The following is an 18,961-nucleotide window of genomic DNA, read 5'->3' as shown; positions in this document are numbered from 1 at the left end:
GTTCCCCCTGCATGTGTTCTATTGTAGCGAACGTATAGGCGAACCGACGTCGAATTGTCAAGGTGATCAGTATTTGTGGATAAAGTGGGTCGGCTTTTCACTGTGGGGGTTGGGGTTCACCTGTGGGGTTGTTGGGGACATCGTTGGCTGTGGAGATTTCGACTGGGGTCCTCGCTTCGCTCGGTCCCGGCTCAATCAGCAACGGGCTGTTGGTGGTTGAGCCGATGAGGAGCAGAGCGACGAGGCGTGTCGAAACCTCCGTCGGCCGAGCTCGCCGGCGTGACCACTCCGGAGGTGGTCACCACCCAGTGCTGGCTGCGGAGATTTCGACACGGGTCCTCGCGATGCTCGGTCCCGGCTCAATCATCGTTCGGGGGTCCTCGCTTCGCTCGGTCCCGGCTCAATCAGCAAGAGGCTGTTGGTGGTTGAGCCGGTGAGGAGCGTAGCGACGAGGCGTGTCGAAACCTCTGTCGGCCGAGCTCGTCACCGTGACCACTCTGGAGGTGGTTACCACCCAGTGCTGGCTGCGGAGATTTCGACACGGGTCCTCGCGATGCTCGGTCCCGGCTCAATCATCGTTCGGGGGTCCTCGCTTCGCTCGGTCCCGGCTCAATCATCGTTCGGGTGTCCTCGCTCAATCAGCAACGGGCTGTTGGTGGTTGAGCCGATGAGGAGCGTAGCGACGAGGCGTGTCGAAACCTCTGTCGGCCGAGCTCGTCACCGTGACCACTCTGGAGGTGGTTACGCATCCGATGCTGGCTGTGGAGATTTCGACTCGGTCCTCGCTTCGCTCGGTCCCGGCTCAATCATCGTTCGGGGGTCCTCGCTTCGCTCGGTCCCGGCTCAATCATCGTTCGGGGGTCGTCGCGATGCTCGGTCCCGGCTCGATCAGCGTTCGAGGGTTCCGTGCGATGCTCGGTCCCGGATCAATCGGCAAGAGGCTGTGGATGGTTGAGCCGATCGAGACACGTCGGGTGCGCGATTCCATCCACGGAGTTCACTCTTGCCGACGCTCCGCCAAGGCGTGTAAGAAGAACAGCAGGTTGGCGGGCCGCTCGGCCAGGCGGCGGACGAAGTAGCCGTACCACTGACTGCCGTAGGGGATGTACACCCGTACCTGCGCGCCGTCGTCGGCCAGCCGGTGCTGCTCGGCGGTCCGGATTCCGTAGAGCATCTGATGCTCCCAGGAGTCCGGTGTCCTGCCGCATTCACGAGCGAGCAACCGGGCGGCCTCGATCATCGTCGGGTCGTGACTGGCGACCATGGGGTAGCCGCTGCCGTGCATGAGGATTCGCAGGCACCGCAGATACGAGTCGTCCACCAGGGCGTGGGTGTCGAATGCCACCGACCGTGGCTCGGCGTAGGCGCCCTTGCACAGGCGGATGCGTGCCCCGGATGCTGCGAACTCTCGGCAGTCGTCTTCGGTACGACGTAGATATGCCTGCAAGACTGTACCGAGCTCGTCGAAGTCCTGACGCAACTCGCGCACGATGGTGACTCGCTCGTCGACGGTCGAGTGATCCTCGGCGTCGACGGTCACCAGCACGCCGGCCGTGCGGGCGGCGGCGCAGATCGTGCGGGCGTTCTCGGTGGCGATCTTGCGACCGTGCCGCGGTAGCGACTGTCCCAGTGCGGTCAGTTTGAGCGACACCTCCAGACGCCCGGTACCTGACGCTCCCAGACCCGACATGGATTCCAGGACAGACAGATATGCGCGCACCGTCGCATCTGCGGCGGCCTCGTCGACGGTGTCCTCGCCGAGATGGTCCACGCTCACCGACAGCCCTGCCCCGAGCGACGCCGTCACCGCCGACAGCAACTGCTCCTGTGTCTCGCCGGCGACGAACCGGTTGACCACAGGGGCGGTGATCGGCAGGCGCGTGGCGGTGCTCTTGATGTGGTTACTCGCGGCGGCCCGCAGGATCATCGGCCGCAGAAGCGAATCGAACGCCGTGCTCATTGCGCACCCATATGCGGATAGGCGGATTCGGTCGGTGGGACGAAGGTTTCCTTGATCGTCCGTGTGGACGTCCATCGCATCAGATTGGCCTTGGAACCGGCCTTGTCGTTGGTGCCCGACGCCCGACCGCCGCCGAAGGGCTGTTGACCGACGACGGCGCCGGTGGGCTTGTCGTTGATGTAGAAGTTGCCTGCCGCGTTCCGCAGGATGTCGGCCGCGGTGGCCACCGCCGACACCTCGGTCGCGATGATGGACCCGGTCAGTGCATAGCGCGCCGTCGAATCCACCAGATGCAGTGTGTCGGTGTAGGCGTCGTCGTCGTAGACGTGCACCGACAGGATCGGACCGAAGTACTCTGTGCTGAACGCCTCGTCGGCGGGGTCGTCGCCGAGCAGCACCGTGGGTCGGACGAAGTATCCGGTGGAGTCGTCGCACGCCCCACCCACGGCAACCGTCATCGTCGGTACCGTCTTGGCCCGATCGATTGCGGCCACCGACTTGTCGTAGGCGCGGCGATCGATCAGTGCGGATCCGAAGTTGCCCAGATCCCGGACATCGCCGTAGGTGAGTTCGTTGGTCTCGCTGAGGAAGTCGTCGCCCATCCGGTCCCACACCGAGCGCGCGATGTAGGCGCGGGAGGCAGCCGAACACTTCTGACCCTGGTACTCGAACGCGCCGCGGACCAATGCCGTCCGCAGCACATCCGGATCGGCCGAGGCATGGGCGACGATGAAGTCCTTGCCGCCTGTCTCGCCGACCAGACGCGGATAGTTGCGGTAGCGGTCGATTCGTGCGCCCACCTCCCGCCACAGGTGTTGGAAAGTGGCCGTCGAGCCGGTGAAGTGGATGCCCGCCAGGTCCGGATCGGTGAGCGCCACCTCCGACACCGCATGCCCGTCTCCGTGGACCAGGTTGATCGCCCCGGGCGGCATCCCGGCCTCGATCAGCAGCTGCATGGTCAGATGGGCCGAATATGCCTGTGTCGGTGAGGGCTTCCAGACCACGGTGTTGCCCATCAGCATCGGTGCAGTGGGTAGGTTGGCTGCGATCGCGGTGAAGTTGAACGGGGTGACGGCATAGACGAATCCGTCGAGTGGACGATGATCGAGCCGGTTCCACACCCCGGGTGACGACATCGGTTGCTCGGCGAGGATCTCGCGTGCGAATGAGACGTTGAATCGCCAGAAGTCGACGAGCTCGCAGGGCGCGTCGATCTCGGCCTGCTGCACCGTCTTCGACTGACCGAGCATGGTGGCCGCGGCGATCCGCTCACGCCACGGCCCCGACAACAGGTCGGCAGCACGCAGCAGTACCGCGGCACGATCATCGAAGGGGGTGCGGGCCCAGTCCGCGGCGGCGTCGCGTGCGGCGTCGATCGCGGCACGGGCGTCGTGATGGGTCGCAGTGCGGATCGTGCCCAGCACCTCGTGGTGCGCATGCGGCTGGACGACGGAGATCGGGTCGCCATCGCCGGTGTGGGCGACGCCGCCGATCACCTGGGGCAGATCGCGCGGGCCGGCGGCACTCTGCGCGGCCAGTTCGGCAGCGATGCGTTCTCGTTCGGGGGTGCCGGGTGCATAGGTGTGGACGGGCTCGTTGGACGGGTGGGGAACGGAGGTGATGGCATCCATACCTCAGTGCAGCAACCCGCGAACCACGCTGATATGTCCGATGAACTCAAGAACGAATCAAGATGTTGTGGGACCGGACAGACAATCGTCTCGAATGCGCACCGTCGTCGGTCTAGCGTGGGGACATGACCCAGCGGGAGACCATCGCGTTCGACGGCGTCGAGCTGGGTCGGCTGTTGTTGGCGCTGGACAGGACGGTGGCCGCGCTGGTGACCGCGCCGGCCGGCCTCGACGCGCGGATCGCCGATCTGGCGATGCTCGACGCCGACGATGTCGAGCTCGGTCTCGGTCGGGGTGCGCGCGGGGCGCAGCTGTTCCTGCTGGTGGGTGTCGGGGAGGCCGCAGCGATCGAGTGGCTGGACGGACTGGGCGGTCGGATGCCGGTGGCGGTGATGACCAAGGCGCCGACGCCGGCCGTGGTGGGCCGGGCCGACTCCCTGGGTATCGCGGTGATCGCCGTCGACCCCCACGCCCGGTGGGAACGCGTGTATCACCTCGTCAGCGGCGTGATCGACACCGCCACGGCGTCGGTCGGCTCCGAGGAGTCGATGGTGCAGGGCAATGTGGGTGATCTCTTCGAGCTCGCCGCGCAGGTCGCCCGCCGGACCGGTGGGTTGATCAGCATCGAGGACGAACGCTCGCATGTGCTGGCCTACAGTTCGGCCGGCGACGAGGCAGACGAATTGCGCAGGCTGTCGATCCTGGGTCGCGAGGGACCGCCGGAGATGCTGGCGTGGTTGCGGCAGTGGGGTGTGATGGACGCCCTGCGCACGTCGGCGGCGGTGGTCACCGTGGACGCACGCGTCGATCTCGGTCTCCGTCCACGCCGCGCGGTGGCCATCCGGACGCCCGTCGTCGGTGGCACCGCGGGGGAGCGACGCATCGGCGAGTTCCTCGGCGTGGTGTGGCTGCAGCAGGGCGACGCCGAGCCCGCACCGGACACCGACGAGGTGCTGATCGGGGCCGCGGCGATGGCCGCGCGGGTGATCGTCCGCCGACGCGCCGCGGGCACCGGCCACGATGATCTGGTGCGTCGCCTGCTCGGCGTGCGGGGCGGCCCGGTCGACAACCAGCATCTCGGTGCCGAGCTGGGAATCGATCCCGCGGCCGACGTCATCGTGGTGGGATTCGGTCCCGCCGACCCGTCGCCGGTCGCGGCGACGTCCGGGCGGATATCGGCACTGACGCTGCATGCCAGTGCATTCAGCCCGTTGTCGGTGACCACCATGGTGGGGGCACGTGCCTATGTCGTTCTGCCAGCGGTGGATTCACCGTCGGTTCAGGCGTGGGCGCAGACCGTCGTCGACGCCACCCACCGACAGTTCGGGCTGGCGGTGCGGGCCGTGATCGCCGGTCCGGCAACGGGGGTGGGGGAGGTGCCGGGGCTGCGGGTTCAGGTCGACAAGGTGCTCGACGCCGCGGGCCGGGCCGGTGACCTGATCGATCCGGTGACCACGACTGCCGCGTCGCGGACGGGGGTATTGCTGGGGTCGATCGTCGAACTTCTCTCGGAGAACCCGGATCTCGTCGACTCCCGGGTGCGGGAACTCGCTGACACCGACGCACGTGGCGGCAGCGAATTCGTGGTGTCGTTGCGGGCATATCTCGACCGGTTCGGGGACGTGCGGGCGGCGGCGGCCGATCTCAACGTGCATCCGAACACGTTGCGCTACCGGATCCGACGACTCCAGACGGTCACCGGAATGGATCTGGCCGACCCGGCCACCAGGGTGGTGGTGGCGTTGTCGTTGCGGGTGCTCATGCCCCCGCAGCGACCAGGTCGGCCAGATCTGTTGTGACGGTGGACTATCAGAGGATGGTCAGCATCTCGTTGTAGGTGGGCAGCGGCCACAGGTCGTCGGCCACGATGCCCTCCAGTTTGTCCGACGCGGTGCGCACGTCGTTCATCACCGGGATCAGCGAGGCGAGTGCGTACTCGGCCTCGGTCTCGACGGTGTCTCCGTGGAACCCGCCGATGGCCTCCTCGAGGATGTCCATCTTGTCGTTGAGTTCGCTCACCGCGACGGTCATCGTCTTGAGTACCGGGGTCTCCATGTCGACGCCGGCGGCCTTCAGGCTGGCCTGGGTGCCGGCGAGCTCGCCCATGTAGCGGGTGGCCGCGGGCAGGATCATGGTCTTGGCGATCTCGAGGGTCTCCTTGGCCTCCACCAGCAGGGCCAGGGCGTACTGCTCGAGCACGACCTCCTTGCGCGCCTTGAGCTCTCGCTCCGACAGGATTCCGTAGCTGCTCATCAGCTCCTTGATCGCCGGCTCGTCGAGCTGGGCCATCGCGTCGACGGTGGTGCGCAGGTTCAGCAGTCCACGGGTGGCGGCCTCCTCCTGCCACGCATCGGAGTAGCCGTCGCCGTTGAACACCACCTTGCCGTGCTCGGTGATGATCTCCTCGAGCACCTTCTGTACGGCGTCGTCGAAGGGGATGCCCTCCTCGGTGGACTTCTCCAGACTGGTGCAGACGTAGTCCAGCGACTCGGTGAGCATCGCGTTGATCGCGATCATCGGATCGGCGATCGACTGGTTGGAGCCGGGCGCGCGGAACTCGAAACGGTTGCCGGTGAAGGCGAACGGGCTGGTGCGGTTGCGGTCACCGGCATCGGCCTTGAGCGGCGGCAGGGTGTCGACGCCGAGTTCGATGACGCCGGAGGCCTTGCTGGCCTTGGCGCCGCCCTTGGCGATCTGGTCGAAGACGTCGGCCAGTTGCTCGCCGAGGAAGATCGAGATGATCGCCGGCGGGGCCTCGTTGGCGCCGAGACGGTGATCGTTGGACGCCGAGGCGATCGAGGAGCGCAGCAGGCCGCCGTACTTGTGCACGCCACGGATGATGGCCGCACAGAACACCAGGAACTGCTCGTTCTCGTGCGGGGTGTCACCCGGGTTGAGCAGGTTGCCCTGGTTGTTGTTGCCGAGGGAGAAGTTGACGTGCTTGCCCGAACCGTTGACGCCCGCGAACGGCTTCTCGTGCAGCAGACAGACCATGCCGTAGCGCTCGGCCACCTTCTTCATGGTGGTCATCATCAGCTGCTGGTGGTCGTGGGCCAGGTTGGACTTCTCGAAGACCGGGGCGATCTCGAACTGGCCGGGGGCCACCTCGTTGTGCCGGGTCTTGGCCGGGATGCCCTGTTTGAACAGTTCGCGGTCGAGCTCGATCATGAAGGCCAACACGCGATCCGGGATGGCGCCGAAATAGTGGTCGTCGAATTCCTGGCCCTTGGACGGCTTGGCGCCGAACAGGGTCCGGTTGGCGGTCATCAGGTCGGGGCGGGCGAAGTAGAAATGGCGGTCGATCAGGAAGTACTCCTGCTCGGCGCCCGCATAGGACACGACGGTGTCGACGTCGTTGTGCCCGAACAGCTTCAGCAGACGCATCGCCTGCTTGCTCATGGCCTGCTGGCTGCGCAGCAGCGGGGTCTTCTTGTCCAGGGCCTCACCGGTCCAGGAGATGAAGATGGTCGGGATGCACAGCGTGTTGCCCTTCGGGTTCTCCAGGATGTACGCCGGGCTGGTGACGTCCCAGCCGGTGTAGCCGCGGGCCTCGAAGGTGCCGCGTAGGCCGCCGTTGGGGAAGCTCGACGCGTCCGGCTCGCCCTGCAGGAGGGTCTTGCCCTGGAACTCGGCCAGCGACGCGCCCGAGGGGTCGGGTTCGAGGAAGGAGTCGTGCTTCTCGGCGGTGAAGCCGGTCAGCGGGTAGAAGACGTGCGCGTAGTGGGATGCGCCCTTCTCGATGGCCCAGTCCTTCATCGCGGAGGCGACGTAGTCGGCCAGGGTGGGATCGAGCGGAGCGCCTTTGTCGATGGTGGCCGAGACGGCCTTGAACACGTGCTTGGGGAGACGCGACTTCATCACCGACAGGGTGAAGACGTTGCGGCCGAAGGTGTCGGCGAGCGGCTCGGGGAAGCCCTCGTCGTCCATCTCGTAGGTGGTCACGGCCTCGATGGCCTGTCGGCGCGACATGCTGCCACTCATGGGTACTCCTGGGGGATTTCGGTTCCGCTCTTCCCGGGGGCCTGGGTGGCCCCGGGCAGGGCACGGGCGTTGTGCAAGCGATACGACGCTATGAGTGGCAGGTACCCGCACCGTTGCGTGAATGTGACGCCCGTGAAAACTAGGTTTGTTCGCCCGAATGCCCGAATGCCCGAATGCCCGATGGTCACCGGGCCACGTCGGCCCGGGTGATGGTGATCGCGGCGATGACGATGCCGATCACGATGCCGATCAACGTGTCGAGGACACGGTCGACGGCCGTGTCAGGGCTGAGGTGCGAGCCGATCCCGGTCAGCAACAGTGCCATCGGGGTGACCACCACCGAGCACAGGGCGTAGTTGACGGTGGAGAAGATCTCGGCGGCGATCTGGAAGATGACGATCGCCACGACCGCACCCCAGTAGCCCAGCGGCAGGGCGAGGAGGACCGCCGCGATCACGCCGCCGATGACATTGCCGATCAGGCGTTGCACACCACGCCGGACGGTGAGGTGATAGGCCACACCCTGCATGGCGGCGACGCCGCCCATGGCCGCCCACATCGGGTGGGCCAGGCCGATGGCGGCGGCCGCCCCACCGGCGATGGCGGCGGCCACCGTGATGCGACCGGCGGTGTAGAGCAGATGACGGTGCGCCGCGCGAGTGTGTCCGCCGGCCAGTGCCATGCGCAGTGATTCGCGGCGTGGCGCGGCGGCCTCCGTCCGGGCAAGGCCCAGCAACCACGGGGCGATCGAGGCCAGGATGCCGACGGCGGCGCCGATCGCGGTGGCCGCGGTGGCATGTCCGATGCCGGTGATCGCCACGGAAGCTGCGGCACCGTTGGCCGCGAACATGATGATCACCGCACCCGGCCCGACGATGTGCAGGGCGGTCATCAGGTACACCGATGCACCGCCGAGCAGGGAGATCACGATGATGTTGACGACCGTGGACGACGAGTATGTGCCCAGCGTCCCGCCGATCGCGACCGATGCGGTCAGCGCGGCGCCGATCACCAGCAGGCGGGGGAGCCGGACCGGATAGGGGTCGGGCCGACAGAATGCGGAGATCAGTGCGCCCAGGGCGGCGAGGCCTGCGACGTCCCGATGACCGGTCAGTCCGCCCACGACCATCACCAGGGCGACCGCGACACCGACGCGGATCGGCACGGCGTAGCCGATCCGGGCGAACTCCAGTGCCGCGATGTCCCGCCAGGTCTGTGCGCGCACCCAGTGCCGTACCGCATCGCCGCGCATCGATCGGGCCGGTTCGGTGTCGGTCGGGGCGGACGCGGGCAGGACGGGGGTGGACGACATAAAAGTACTTTATCACTATTTTACTAGTGAAGTAATCCCCCGGGGAGAAATGCCGGGGGGCTACCATGGCCCAGGTGACCGAAACCACCGACGTCGTCGACCATGTCCTCGGTGAATGGGCCCGCGCCTATCCGGATCTGGACATGTCGCCGGTGGGCATCCTCGGCCGCGTCCAGCGCATCGCCTCGGTCACCAGCGCACGACTCGACCGCAACCTCGAGGTCCACGGGATCACCCGATCCGAGTTCGATGTGCTCGGCGCACTCGTCCGCGCCGAACGGCCGTTGCGGGCGAGCGAAGTCGTGTTCACGACGATGCTCAGCGGGGCGTCGGTGACCAAGATCGGCGACAGCCTCTCGCGCCGTGGGCTCCTCGAGCGGCACAAGTCCGAGCGGGACGGACGTGTGGTGCTGCTCGCGCCCACCGACGCCGGGCGGGCGCTGGTCGATCGTGAACTCCCACGCCGTCTCGACGACGATCGGCAGGTCCTGGACGGACTCGACGACGCCGAACGCGCCACCCTGACCGCGCTGCTGCGCAAGGTCTCGCTGTCACTGGGGGATTGAACTGTCACTGGGGGATCGAACTGTCACTGGGGGATCGAACGTTGTCGGTGCGCGCGGGATCAGAGCCCGCCGTTGCGATGACGCCGTCGGATCTCGACACTTTCTTTGCTGAAGTACGCCTTGGTGCGCTTGTTCCACAGCAGATAGGCCTGGAAGGCCAGGCTCGGGATGACGAGCAGTACCCCGACGACGGCGGCGACCACTGCGATCGTCATCTCGGTGCTCATGAGCCCAGCCCGAGGTTCACGGCCGAGGTCCCGGTCCCCAGCAACACGGTGGCGACGACCAGGACGACCAGCAGAATCGGGACGACCAGCTTCAGGATCAGGTTCACGGAGTGGTAGAGGTAGGCGCCCCGGCTGCCGCGGAGGAAGGCCACCGCGATGGCGAGTTCGATGAGCACTGCGATGAAGACGATCAGAGAGAAGAGCAGGAGCAATCTCGGCGGGACGGCGAAATCGATGCTGGTGGTCGTCGTCACCGAGGTGTCCCCGTAGACATCGGTGTGGGTTGTGGTGCCCTCGTCGAGGTCGAGGAGACCGGATTGCACCAGAAACACGATCCACACGATCTCGGAGATCGTCATGAGTACGACCCCGACGATGACCCACCACCCGTAGAACGTGACCTGCCATGGCCGTCGCAGTGCGACGGCGACCGGATCGGGTCCGACGGTGGGCGGCCCGAGGACCGGGACCGGAACCGAAGGTGGGAACGGAGCCGGCGGACGAGAACTGGGTGCAACGGGAGACGCGACAGCCGAAGGAATCGGGCCCGCTGACGGAATCGGGCGCCCGGGAGGGCGCGGCGCGGCATTCGGCGCACCCGGCCGGGCACGCCCGTCAGGGCGGGCGAGATGCTGCGTCGGGGACGCGCCGATACCGCCGGTGCCGGGGTTCATCGGGCGATGGTAGCGAGATGGCCGGTACGGGCGATATCGGGCGGTCGGACGACAGCAGTTCTGGTACCCCCGGCCGTGTCGGTACCACGGGCGGTTCTCTTGCCACCGGCAGAACCGGTACCCGTCCGAACGGCGATCAGCCCGGGATCGGCGCCTGGCTGCTGCGTTCTTCGAGCATCGACTCCATCAGCCCGACCTCTCTGCTCTGGCCGTTGATGGTGTCGAGCACCGACTCGCGCACCGCCGCCGTCGTCACGATGGGCAAGACGGTCCGTGCCATCGCGATACCGCCCTGATGGTGGCGAGACATCAACTCCAGGAACAGATCCTCCGCGGCAGCGCCCGACGCCGACCCGAGCTGCCCGAGTTGTTCGGGGGTCGCCATCCCCGGCATGTCGTGGGCGTCGCCGTGATGGCTGCCCGGGTGGTTCGACATGGCCGACATGTGATCGGTGTCGGGCATCCAGGCCATCGGCTCCGGATTGTCCATCGGCTGCCCGGACATCCGGAGCCAGCCGATCATCGTGCCGAGTTCGTACTGCTGCGATTCGGAGATCTGGCGTGCCAGCAGTCGGACCCCCGGGTCGATACCCTCCCGATCGATCGCCTTCGCCATCACCACCGCCTGCTGATGATGGGTGGCCATGTCCTGCAGGTACCCGATCTCGACGGTGGACGGGGTCGGGACCGACACCGCCGCATCCGATCCCGCCGTCGCACGGAGCAGCCAACCGGCCGCCACCGCCACCGCGATCACCACGGCGGCGGTCGCGCTCACGATGACGCGGCGTCGCATCACGAACCCACCGTCGACTGCTGGTCCGGCGGCGGCGTGTACGCCGACGCCGACAATTCGAGGACCTGGAAACCGTTGTCGGCGCAGGTGGCCCAGAGCTGACGGCCGCGCCACTCGGGCGGGGAGGCGCACCAGTCGGCACTCAGGTCGCCCACCACCCGACCGGTGCGGGAGCTGCCGGCCTGTGCGGGGTCGAACGCTCCCGAGGCCAGCGACTGCAGGACCGCCGGAACGCTGAGCAGCGGCACGCCGGCCACCGACAGCAGTGCATGTGGGGAGTTGCTCAGCGTGCCTTCCTGCCCCGTTCGCGCGGGCGGGTTGTAATAGGCGATCTCGCGGACATGGAACGGGTCGTGGACATCGAAGACCCGGACGCCCGAGGAGAACCACCCGCAGGCGAGTGCCGTCGGATTCGCGGGCCGGTCGGCGGCGCAGTAATGCGACTCGTAGGCGAACACACCGCCACCCATCGACGATGCGGTGGCCGAATCCGCGTTGCGTCGCAGATTGATCGCCAGCTTGAGCTTGTTGACGACCCGCGGGCGGATCGGCGTGGAGACGTCGATGAGTTTCACACCGCCCGAGCCGCCCTCGTCGACGGTGAACAGGAATTCCTTGCCGCCGTAGGTCACCGGCACGCTGTGCTGTGTCGCCCATCCGTCGGTCCAGGTGAGCTCGGCCAGGCGTCGCACCTGTGGATGGTGGTCGCGTCGCTGCACCGCCGACACATCCCACACTGTGATCCCGCCGAAATTGCTTGCCAGATAGAGCCGATTGCCGTCGGCACTGACGCCGATCCCGTGGGTGGACAACCCGGTGAGGCCCTGCCAGAGTACGCGCGGCCGACTGGGCTCGGAGAGGTCGACGGCGCTGAGGAATCCGGGTCCGAGGCCCGATGCCCAATACGTCCGCCCGTCCGGAGAGAATCCGCCCTCATGCGCCGAGATCGGCAGCGGGGATGCCGTTCCGCCCACCTCTGGATTGAGGAGTTGTGGTGCGGCACAGTCGGATACGTCGTAGACTGACAGAAGTCCCGCGCCGAACAGTGCGGGCACGCCCGTGCCCACCAGCAGTTCGCTGCGGCGGTTGGCCTTCAGTGATTCCCAGGTGCCGGCGAGCATTGCGGGTGCGGTCAGGGTGGCGCTTCGGCGCGGTCGGGACGGGTTGGACGCGTCGATCACCTGCACGCCCGCGGCGGGACCGACGAGACTGCCGGGGAACAGGCTGCCCATGTACGCGCAGGAGCCGACGCTGGTGGACGTGATCCCGCCACCGTGTCCCGTGTACTCGCCGATCCGTCGCACATTGCACGAGTATCCGATGCGGGTGGCACCCGAATCACGTTGGGCGGCAGGTACATCACCTTGCAATCCGGGTTCGGGATGTGAGGCGGCGTCACACTTCGCCGCGCCGACCGCCGGTGTGCCGTCCGGGTCGGCGGATGCCGGGGCGACGATGCCCGCGAGTGCGACCGTCGCGATCGTGGTCGCGACGGCGAGTGTGGCGAATGGGTGACATGACACCGACCCGGTGTTCCCGGATGGTCGGTGGCGTCGTCGGTGAAGCATCGATGTTTCCCCCTGTAGCGCTGTCTCCCCTGGTGCGTTGCCCGTCCGGTGTGCTGTGATGTGACATCCCCGGATGCCGAATGGTGTCCCATCCCACAACGCTGTGCGATCTTGACACATGCCCGGGACAGTGTCTAGTTTGAGTGCGAATCACAGACGCCGCGTGCTGCCCGAGGGTGTGAGCCGTGGTGTGGTGTCCCGGTGGGATGGGGCGCATTTTCTTGTCGCACAGAGCAACTGGGATCATCCCGGTGATGATGGGGGTTTGTCATGTCTGCTGTCTCACGACCTGGGTTGTCGCGTCGAGGTTTCCTGGCGGGCGCGGCCACTGCCGGCGCTGCCGGGGTGATCGCGGCGACTGCGGGGGTGGGGCCCGGATACGGTGCCCCGGCGCGGGTGCGCACCACGCGTGAGGACCACCGGGCGGTGATCATCGGGTCCGGCTTCGGTGGCGGTGTCGCCGCGTTGCGTCTCACCCGGGCCGGCGTGCCGGTGGTGTTGCTCGAACGGGGGCGACGCTGGGCGACCGGGCCGAACGCCACCACCTTCCCGAGTGCGACCAGTCCGGACAAGCGCATCCTCTGGCACCGCTCCACGCCCCAGGTGTTCGGTCGCCCACTGACCGTGGAACCGTATGTCGGTCTGTTCGAGTCCATCGCCACCCCCACCATGACCACCATGGTGGCCGCTGGGCTTGGTGGCGGATCGCTTGTCTACCAAGGGATGACGCTCAAGCCGATCGAGTCGGTGTTCACCTCGCACTTCCCGTCGGGGATCGACTGGCGCGAGATGGACACTGTCTACTATCCGCGCGTCGAGAAGATGCTCCAGGTGGCCACGGCACCCGACGCACTGATCCGCACCCCCAACTATCGCGTGGTACGCGAGTTCGCCGCCCACGTTCGCAGGGCCGGCCTGCCGTTGCAGAAGATCCCGATGCCGATCGACTGGAACTATGCGCTCGCCGAGACCGCGGGCACGATGAGGCCCGCCTACACCAATGGCGACGGCGCGATCGGAGTCAACAACGGCGGTAAACACAGCGTCGACGTCACCTACATCGCGGCCGCGGAGAAGACCGGGCGCCTCGACGTCCGCACCCTGCACGAGGTCACCGACGTCCGACGAGAACGCAACGGCAAGTGGATCGTTCACGTCGACCGCACCGACGAAACAGGTCGCGTGCTGGAGAAGAAGGTCCTCACCACCGGTGCGGTGATCATGGCGGCCGGCTCGATGGGCACCACCAAGATGCTGGTGCGTGCCCGGGCGACCGGTGCCGTCCCGGATCTGCCCGACACCCTCGGCGCCGGGTGGGGAACCAACGCCGACCGCATCTACGTCTGGAACAATCCGACCGCGCAATTCGGTGCGGCACAGGGCGGTCCGGTGGTCTACGGCAGTCCCAACTGGTCGGATCCGGCCAATGCGTTCACCATCATCCAGGCGTCCATCCCGCCGCTGCCGGTGGACACCCACTCCACCATGATGGTGGCCTACGGGGTGAGCTCGGCCCGTGGACATTTCGTCTACGACTCGGCCCGCGACGAGGCATCGGTGCAGTGGCCGCGGGAGGGTGACGCCACAATCCAGAATCGTCACATCCATCCGACCGCGGTCGAGATCGCCGGCCGCGGTTCGACCCTGCTCGACACCAACGGCATCGTGCCGTCGACGTGGCATCCCGTCGGCGGCGCCAACATGGGCGTCGCCTGCGACCTCGACGGCCGGGTGAAGGGACAACGTGGCCTCTACGTCGTCGACGGCGCACTGATGCCGGGCAATTCGGCGGCATGCAACCCGTCCATGACCATCGCCGCGATCGCCGAACGGGCACTCGACAACATCGTCGCCCACGACGTCGGCTCGGTGATCTGACGGCCCGGCCGCCTGGGACCGGGTTCCTGGGACGGACCGGGTCACCCCGGCCGACGGTGGTCGGGCGCCGGTCGCGGACGAGGGGTCGTGGCCGGCGGCCGGTCAGCCGACGTCGAGTGCGGTGATCGCCGGCCGCAGCCACATGTCGAGGAAGGAGCGCATCTCGTCGTCGGTGCGCGCGCTGTCGTCGACGACCACCAGTGATACCCCGAGCAGGGACACCATGTCGACGATCTGCTCGACGTACGGCTCGTACTTCGGCTGCCGGGCGGTCATCGGCCGGAGGAACTCGGTGACCACCGCACGGGTGCGGTCCATCGCGCCGTCGTCGAAGAACGGGTGGAAGTCCTGGGCCGACATGAGGGTGGACATCACCGGGTGGTTCATCGACATCGACCGACCCGCAACGAGGAATTCGATGAGGTAGTCGGTGAGGTCGGTGATGCCGTCGATCCGGGTGTGGACCTCGCCCATCAGGGTGGTCGCGAGTTCGGCGAGGGACTGCGAGACGAGGTCTTCGCGTGTGCCGAAGATCGAGTACACGGTCTGGCGGGACACCCCCGCCGATTTGGCCACAGCTGCGATGCTGGCGGCGGCGAACCCCTGGTGCGCGATCAGGTCGATCGTGGCATCGATGATCTTGGTCCGGGATCGCATACGGACATTATCGCCTGCGGTGATCGTGACATCGGCCGATGGCAGGGTTCGTGCGGGCGTGGGATCCCGATCACCTAGGCTGGGCTCAGTGACGTCCATGGCGGCCCGGGCGGCGCCGTGGCGCCGGCGAACAGGGGAGGTCCACGATGCCAGGAGTCAGCCATTCGTCCACCGTGGCGGTCCCGCGCGAGCGGGTCTTCGCCTACGTGAACGACTACCAGAACGTGCCGCGATACATGTTCGGCATCACCACGTTCAGTGTGCTCAGTGAGATCACCAGCGGAAAGGGGTCCACGTTCGAGGCCGCGCTCGATCTCGGTCCCACGACGTTGCGGTCGACGGTGGAGACCACCGACTGGGTGGAGAACGAGCTGATCGAGCTGACCTCGATCGCCGGATTCGGGGCGGACACCCGCTGGCGATTCACCGACACCGCCGACGGTGGGACCGAGGTCGGGGTGGAGTTCCGGTACGCGTTGCCGGGCGGGCTCACCGGTCGTGCGCTCGGTGCCCTGCTCGGGCCGTTCGCAGGCCAGGCAATCCGTCAGACCGAGATCAACCTGCGCGAGCAGATCCGGTAGGAGGTCGCCATGAGCTCGATGTTCTCCTTGTCGCGGGTCTCGCCGAGCGCGGTGGTGTCGGAGTTGCTGCAGCGACGTAGCCTGCTGCCCAAGGCCATCGAGGCCGCTGTCGCCGGACCGGGCCGCGACGTCGCCGGACTGACGGTACTGGTCACCGGCGCATCGGCCGGGATCGGGCGTGAGGCCGCACGGCAGTTGAGCACCCGCGGCGCGGATGTGATCGCCGTGGCCCGGCGGGAACCGGAGCTGACCGCACTCGCCGAGGAGACCGGCTGCCGATATCGGACCGCCGACCTGTCCGACGAGTCCGACGTCGACCGGCTGCTCGCCGGCCTCGCCGACGAGCGGATCGACGTGCTGGTCAACAACGCCGGCCGGTCGATCCGACGATCGGTCATCGACTCCACCGACCGGCTGCACGACTACCGGCGGACGATGGCGATCAACTACTTCGCCGCGGTGCAACTGACCCTCGGACTCCTGCCCGGCATGGTGGAGCGGGGTCACGGGCAGATCGTCAACGTCTGCACGTGGGGGTTGATGGCGCACACCTTCCCGCGGTTCTCGGCGTATGCGGCGTCGAAGAATGCGCTGGCCATCTTCGGGCGCAGCCTCAATGCCGAGCGGCCGCACCCCGAGGTGCGTGCCACCAACATCTACTATCCGCTGGTCCGGACCGAGATGATCACGCCGACCGCCGAATACAGCGGCGCCCACGCACTCAGCGCGGAGGAGGCCGGGTCCTGGATCGTCCGGGCCATCACGCACCGGCCCGCGCAGGTCGCGCCGGCCGCGGTCCGGACGGTGTTGCCGGTACTCGACTACATCTCGCCGTCGATCACCGATCGCGCGATCAACGGATTGACCTGACCGCCGTACTGACCGCCCGCCAGAGGGCCACCCCGCTGATTCCGGCACGAAAGCCGGCGTGCGACCGGCGTTCGCGGAGAATTCTCTCGCATCGTCGGCGACGGTGAGCTAATCTCGGTTTCGCGACTGGCGTAGCCGGAGTCCACCGGCAAGGAGCACCGTTCCCCGACATCGTCCGCCTGGGTGTCGAACCGCAAGCGAAGGAACGTGCCATGTCGCAAGACGCTGCGCCAACCCCAGCCCAGACCCCGGATACGAACGCCGACAAGCCCCGTCGTCACCACGTGGTGATCATCGGATCGGGCTTCGGCGGTCTGGCGGCCGCCCGCCGACTCAATCGTGCCGACGTCGAGATCACCATGATCGCGCGCACCTCGCACCACCTCTTCCAGCCGCTGCTGTACCAAGTGGCGACCGGCCTGATCTCGCAGGGTCAGATCGCCCCGCAGGTCCGGGTGGTGCTGGCCAAGCAGAAGAACGTGCAGGTGATCCTCGGCGATGTCGACACCATCGACCTCACCTCGCGGACTGTCACCTCACGCACCATGGGCAGGGTCACAGAGGTCACCTACGACAGCTTGATCGTCGCCGCCGGCGCCGGCCAGTCCTACTTCGGCAACGACCATTTCGCCGAGTTCGCCCCCGGTCTCAAGACCATCGACGACGCACTCGAACTGCGCGGCCGCATACTCGGTGCATTCGAGCAGGCCGAACTGTCGGACGATCCGGAAGAGCGCGAGCGGCTCCTGACCTTCGTGGTGATCGGCGCCGGCCCGACCGGCGTGGAGATGGCGGGGCAGATCGTGGAACTGGCCGACAAGACCCTCGCCGGGGCGTTCCGCAACATCGATCCGACCCAGGCGCGGGTGATCCTGCTGGACGCGGCATCGTCGGTGCTGCCGCCGTTCGGGCCGAAACTCGGTGCGCGCGCGGAGAAGCGACTGCGATCGCTGGGAGTGGACGTGCAACTCGGTGCGATGGTCGTCGACATGGACTACCACGGGCTGATGGTCAAGGACCCGGACGGCTCGACCCGCCGGATCGAGGCACAGTGCAAGGTGTGGTCTGCGGGTGTGGCCGCCAGCCCACTCGGCGGTCAGCTCGCTGAGCAGAGCGGGGTGGAAGTCGATCGCGCCGGTCGCGTCAAGGTGCAGCCGGATCTGTCGATTCCCGGTCACGCCGAGGTGTTCGTCGTCGGCGACATGATGGCCATCGACGGTGTGCCGGGTCTCGCGCCGGCGGCCAACCAGTCGGCCCGCTACGCCGCCGACACCATCGTCGCCCGCATCAAGGGCAACTACAGCAAGCGGCCGCCATTCGAGTACTGGGACAAGGGGTCGATGGCCACCGTGGCGCGGTTCGCCGCGGTCGCGACGATCCCGGTTCCCGGCACCGACAAGCACATCGAGTTCGGTGGCTTCGTCGCCTGGGTGGGGTGGTTGTTCCTGCACCTGCTGTACCTGGTGGGCTTCCGCAATCGGTTCACGACGTTCATCGACTGGACCTTCGCGTTCACCTCACGCGCCCGCAACCAGATGGCCGTGACCGAACAGCAGGTATTCGCGCGCAACGTGATCGAGAAACTGTCAGAGGGTCGCGACGACGAAGACGAGGAGTTGGGTGCGGCCTGACCGGTTGTCGAGATCTGGTGATCCCGGCCGGCGGGGGTTTCGACTCGACTTGTCGCTGCGCTCCTCGTCGGCTCGACCATCAATGGGCTCTTGCTGATTGGGTAGTGGGCATCGGACGCTGATTGAGCCGGGACCGAGCCCGAGGGGCGAGGACCCGTGTCGAAATTTCCGCCGCCTTCGTTGGTTCGCAAGTATCGTGGTGGTGGCGTCGGCGATTCGGCCGGCGGGGGTTTCGACTCGACTTGTCGCTGCGCTCCTCGTCGGCTCAACCATCAACGGTCTCTTGCTGATTGGGCCGGGACCGAGCCCGAGGGGCGAGGACCCGTGTCGAAATTTCCGCCGCCTTCGTTGGTTCGCAAGTATCTTGGTGGTGCCGTCGGCGATTCGGCCGGCGGGGGTTTCGACTCGCCTTGTCGCTGCGCTCCTCGTCGGCTCAACCATCAACGGTCTCTTGCTGATTGAGCCGGGACCGAGCCCGAGGGGCGAGGACCCGTGTCGAAATTTCCGCCGCCTTCGTTGGTTCGCAAGTATCGTGGTGGTGCCGTCGGCGATTCGGCCGGCGGGGGTTTCGACTCGCCTTGTCGCTGCGCTCCTCGTCGGCTCAACCATCAACGGTCTCTTGCTGATTG

At 67.0% G+C, this 18,961-nt stretch carries 15 protein-coding genes; 6 read left to right on the top strand and 9 right to left on the bottom strand.

Annotation, left to right across the window (positions count from 1 at the left end; translation table 11 throughout):
* Positions 1-997: 997 nt before the first annotated feature.
* Together ACWDUA_RS16270 and pruA are read right to left on the bottom strand one after the other, a co-directional pair.
* Positions 998-1,960, bottom strand: coding sequence for a proline dehydrogenase family protein (locus ACWDUA_RS16270; RefSeq protein ID WP_449752033.1), 963 nt, complete (start codon positions 1,958-1,960; stop codon positions 998-1,000).
* Positions 1,957-3,591, bottom strand: a complete 1,635-nt coding sequence (pruA, locus tag ACWDUA_RS16265; RefSeq protein ID WP_449752032.1) for an L-glutamate gamma-semialdehyde dehydrogenase — start codon at positions 3,589-3,591, stop codon at positions 1,957-1,959. The genes ACWDUA_RS16270 and pruA overlap by 4 nt, the downstream gene beginning before the upstream one ends.
* A 125-nt stretch (positions 3,592-3,716) precedes the next feature.
* Here pruA and ACWDUA_RS16260 point away from each other — a divergent pair, with 125 nt between their 5' ends.
* Positions 3,717-5,390, top strand: coding sequence for a PucR family transcriptional regulator (locus ACWDUA_RS16260; protein WP_449752031.1), 1,674 nt, complete (start codon positions 3,717-3,719; stop codon positions 5,388-5,390).
* A gap of 10 nt (positions 5,391-5,400) precedes the next feature.
* On the opposite strand, the gene ACWDUA_RS16255 is transcribed toward ACWDUA_RS16260, so the two are convergent.
* Both ACWDUA_RS16255 and ACWDUA_RS16250 read right to left on the bottom strand, forming a co-directional pair.
* The gene (locus ACWDUA_RS16255; protein WP_449752030.1) at positions 5,401-7,572 is read right to left on the bottom strand and encodes a glutamine synthetase III family protein; all 2,172 of its coding nucleotides are present in this window, start codon (positions 7,570-7,572) and stop codon (positions 5,401-5,403) included.
* 184 nt (positions 7,573-7,756) lie between these two features.
* Entirely contained in the window at positions 7,757-8,884 is a 1,128-nt protein-coding gene (locus ACWDUA_RS16250) for an FUSC family protein (RefSeq protein ID WP_449752029.1), read from the bottom strand.
* A 65-nt stretch (positions 8,885-8,949) separates the two neighbouring features.
* On the opposite strand from ACWDUA_RS16250, the gene ACWDUA_RS16245 reads away from it, so the two are divergent.
* On the top strand, positions 8,950-9,450 hold the full coding sequence (locus tag ACWDUA_RS16245; protein WP_449752028.1) for a MarR family winged helix-turn-helix transcriptional regulator: 501 nt from the start codon (positions 8,950-8,952) through the stop codon (positions 9,448-9,450).
* Positions 9,451-9,509: 59 nt separating this feature from the next.
* Here the strand turns inward: ACWDUA_RS16245 and ACWDUA_RS16240 are convergent, their stop codons facing one another.
* The 4 genes from ACWDUA_RS16240 to ACWDUA_RS16225 form a co-directional block, all read right to left on the bottom strand.
* A complete protein-coding gene (locus ACWDUA_RS16240; RefSeq protein WP_449752027.1) occupies positions 9,510-9,665 on the bottom strand; it encodes a hypothetical protein in 156 nt (51 codons plus the stop codon).
* Positions 9,666-9,673: 8 nt separating this feature from the next.
* Positions 9,674-10,036 carry a hypothetical protein gene (locus ACWDUA_RS16235; protein ID WP_449752026.1) on the bottom strand — a complete coding sequence of 121 codons (363 nt, stop codon included), beginning with the start codon at positions 10,034-10,036 and terminating at the stop codon, positions 9,674-9,676.
* Positions 10,037-10,487: 451 nt separating this feature from the next.
* Positions 10,488-11,147, bottom strand: a complete 660-nt coding sequence (locus ACWDUA_RS16230; protein WP_449752025.1) for a DUF305 domain-containing protein — start codon at positions 11,145-11,147, stop codon at positions 10,488-10,490.
* Positions 11,147-12,715, bottom strand: a complete 1,569-nt coding sequence (locus ACWDUA_RS16225) for an LVIVD repeat-containing protein (protein ID WP_449752024.1) — start codon at positions 12,713-12,715, stop codon at positions 11,147-11,149. The genes ACWDUA_RS16230 and ACWDUA_RS16225 overlap by 1 nt, the downstream gene beginning before the upstream one ends.
* A 270-nt stretch (positions 12,716-12,985) precedes the next feature.
* Between ACWDUA_RS16225 and ACWDUA_RS16220 the strand changes: the two genes are divergently transcribed.
* Entirely contained in the window at positions 12,986-14,593 is a 1,608-nt protein-coding gene (locus ACWDUA_RS16220) for a GMC oxidoreductase (RefSeq protein ID WP_449752023.1), read from the top strand.
* A 102-nt stretch (positions 14,594-14,695) separates the two neighbouring features.
* Here the strand turns inward: ACWDUA_RS16220 and ACWDUA_RS16215 are convergent, their stop codons facing one another.
* Complete coding sequence (locus ACWDUA_RS16215; protein ID WP_449752022.1) at positions 14,696-15,250, bottom strand: TetR/AcrR family transcriptional regulator; 555 nt, start codon at positions 15,248-15,250, stop codon at positions 14,696-14,698.
* 146 nt (positions 15,251-15,396) lie between these two features.
* On the opposite strand from ACWDUA_RS16215, the gene ACWDUA_RS16210 reads away from it, so the two are divergent.
* The 3 genes from ACWDUA_RS16210 (at position 15,397) to ACWDUA_RS16200 (ending at position 18,332) form a co-directional block, all read left to right on the top strand.
* Positions 15,397-15,831: an SRPBCC family protein gene (locus tag ACWDUA_RS16210; RefSeq protein ID WP_449752021.1), complete on the top strand. Its 435-nt coding sequence runs from the start codon at positions 15,397-15,399 to the stop codon at positions 15,829-15,831.
* 18 nt (positions 15,832-15,849) lie between these two features.
* Positions 15,850-16,701 (top strand): SDR family NAD(P)-dependent oxidoreductase, encoded by an 852-nt coding sequence (locus ACWDUA_RS16205; protein WP_449752038.1) that lies wholly within the window; start codon positions 15,850-15,852, stop codon positions 16,699-16,701.
* Positions 16,702-16,913: 212 nt separating this feature from the next.
* Positions 16,914-18,332, top strand: a complete 1,419-nt coding sequence (locus ACWDUA_RS16200; protein ID WP_449752020.1) for an NAD(P)/FAD-dependent oxidoreductase — start codon at positions 16,914-16,916, stop codon at positions 18,330-18,332.
* The last annotated feature ends 629 nt before the right edge of the window (positions 18,333-18,961 follow it).

This window comes from Gordonia sp. NPDC003376 (assembly GCF_053589235.1).
The sequence above is the reverse complement of the archived record's forward strand: the minus strand, read 5'-3'. Positions and strand labels throughout refer to the sequence as shown.

What these genes read in the sequence shown, in the direction of transcription:
- ACWDUA_RS16205 (WP_449752038.1), top strand. Translation starts at nt 15,850, where the DNA reads ATGTTCTCCTTGTCGCGGGTCTCGCCGAGCGCGGTGGTGTCGGAGTTG.
- ACWDUA_RS16245 (WP_449752028.1), top strand. Translation starts at nt 8,950, where the DNA reads ATGGCCCAGGTGACCGAAACCACCGACGTCGTCGACCATGTCCTCGGT.
- ACWDUA_RS16220 (WP_449752023.1), top strand. Translation starts at nt 12,986, where the DNA reads ATGTCTGCTGTCTCACGACCTGGGTTGTCGCGTCGAGGTTTCCTGGCG.
- ACWDUA_RS16200 (WP_449752020.1), top strand. Translation starts at nt 16,914, where the DNA reads ATGTCGCAAGACGCTGCGCCAACCCCAGCCCAGACCCCGGATACGAAC.
- ACWDUA_RS16215 (WP_449752022.1), bottom strand. Translation starts at nt 15,250, where the DNA reads ATGCGATCCCGGACCAAGATCATCGATGCCACGATCGACCTGATCGCG.
- pruA (WP_449752032.1), bottom strand. Translation starts at nt 3,591, where the DNA reads ATGGATGCCATCACCTCCGTTCCCCACCCGTCCAACGAGCCCGTCCAC.
- ACWDUA_RS16235 (WP_449752026.1), bottom strand. Translation starts at nt 10,036, where the DNA reads ATGACGATCTCCGAGATCGTGTGGATCGTGTTTCTGGTGCAATCCGGT.
- ACWDUA_RS16270 (WP_449752033.1), bottom strand. Translation starts at nt 1,960, where the DNA reads ATGAGCACGGCGTTCGATTCGCTTCTGCGGCCGATGATCCTGCGGGCC.
- ACWDUA_RS16230 (WP_449752025.1), bottom strand. Translation starts at nt 11,147, where the DNA reads ATGCGACGCCGCGTCATCGTGAGCGCGACCGCCGCCGTGGTGATCGCG.
- ACWDUA_RS16225 (WP_449752024.1), bottom strand. Translation starts at nt 12,715, where the DNA reads ATGCTTCACCGACGACGCCACCGACCATCCGGGAACACCGGGTCGGTG.
- ACWDUA_RS16255 (WP_449752030.1), bottom strand. Translation starts at nt 7,572, where the DNA reads ATGAGTGGCAGCATGTCGCGCCGACAGGCCATCGAGGCCGTGACCACC.
- ACWDUA_RS16210 (WP_449752021.1), top strand. Translation starts at nt 15,397, where the DNA reads ATGCCAGGAGTCAGCCATTCGTCCACCGTGGCGGTCCCGCGCGAGCGG.
- ACWDUA_RS16260 (WP_449752031.1), top strand. Translation starts at nt 3,717, where the DNA reads ATGACCCAGCGGGAGACCATCGCGTTCGACGGCGTCGAGCTGGGTCGG.
- ACWDUA_RS16250 (WP_449752029.1), bottom strand. Translation starts at nt 8,884, where the DNA reads ATGTCGTCCACCCCCGTCCTGCCCGCGTCCGCCCCGACCGACACCGAA.
- ACWDUA_RS16240 (WP_449752027.1), bottom strand. Translation starts at nt 9,665, where the DNA reads ATGACGATCGCAGTGGTCGCCGCCGTCGTCGGGGTACTGCTCGTCATC.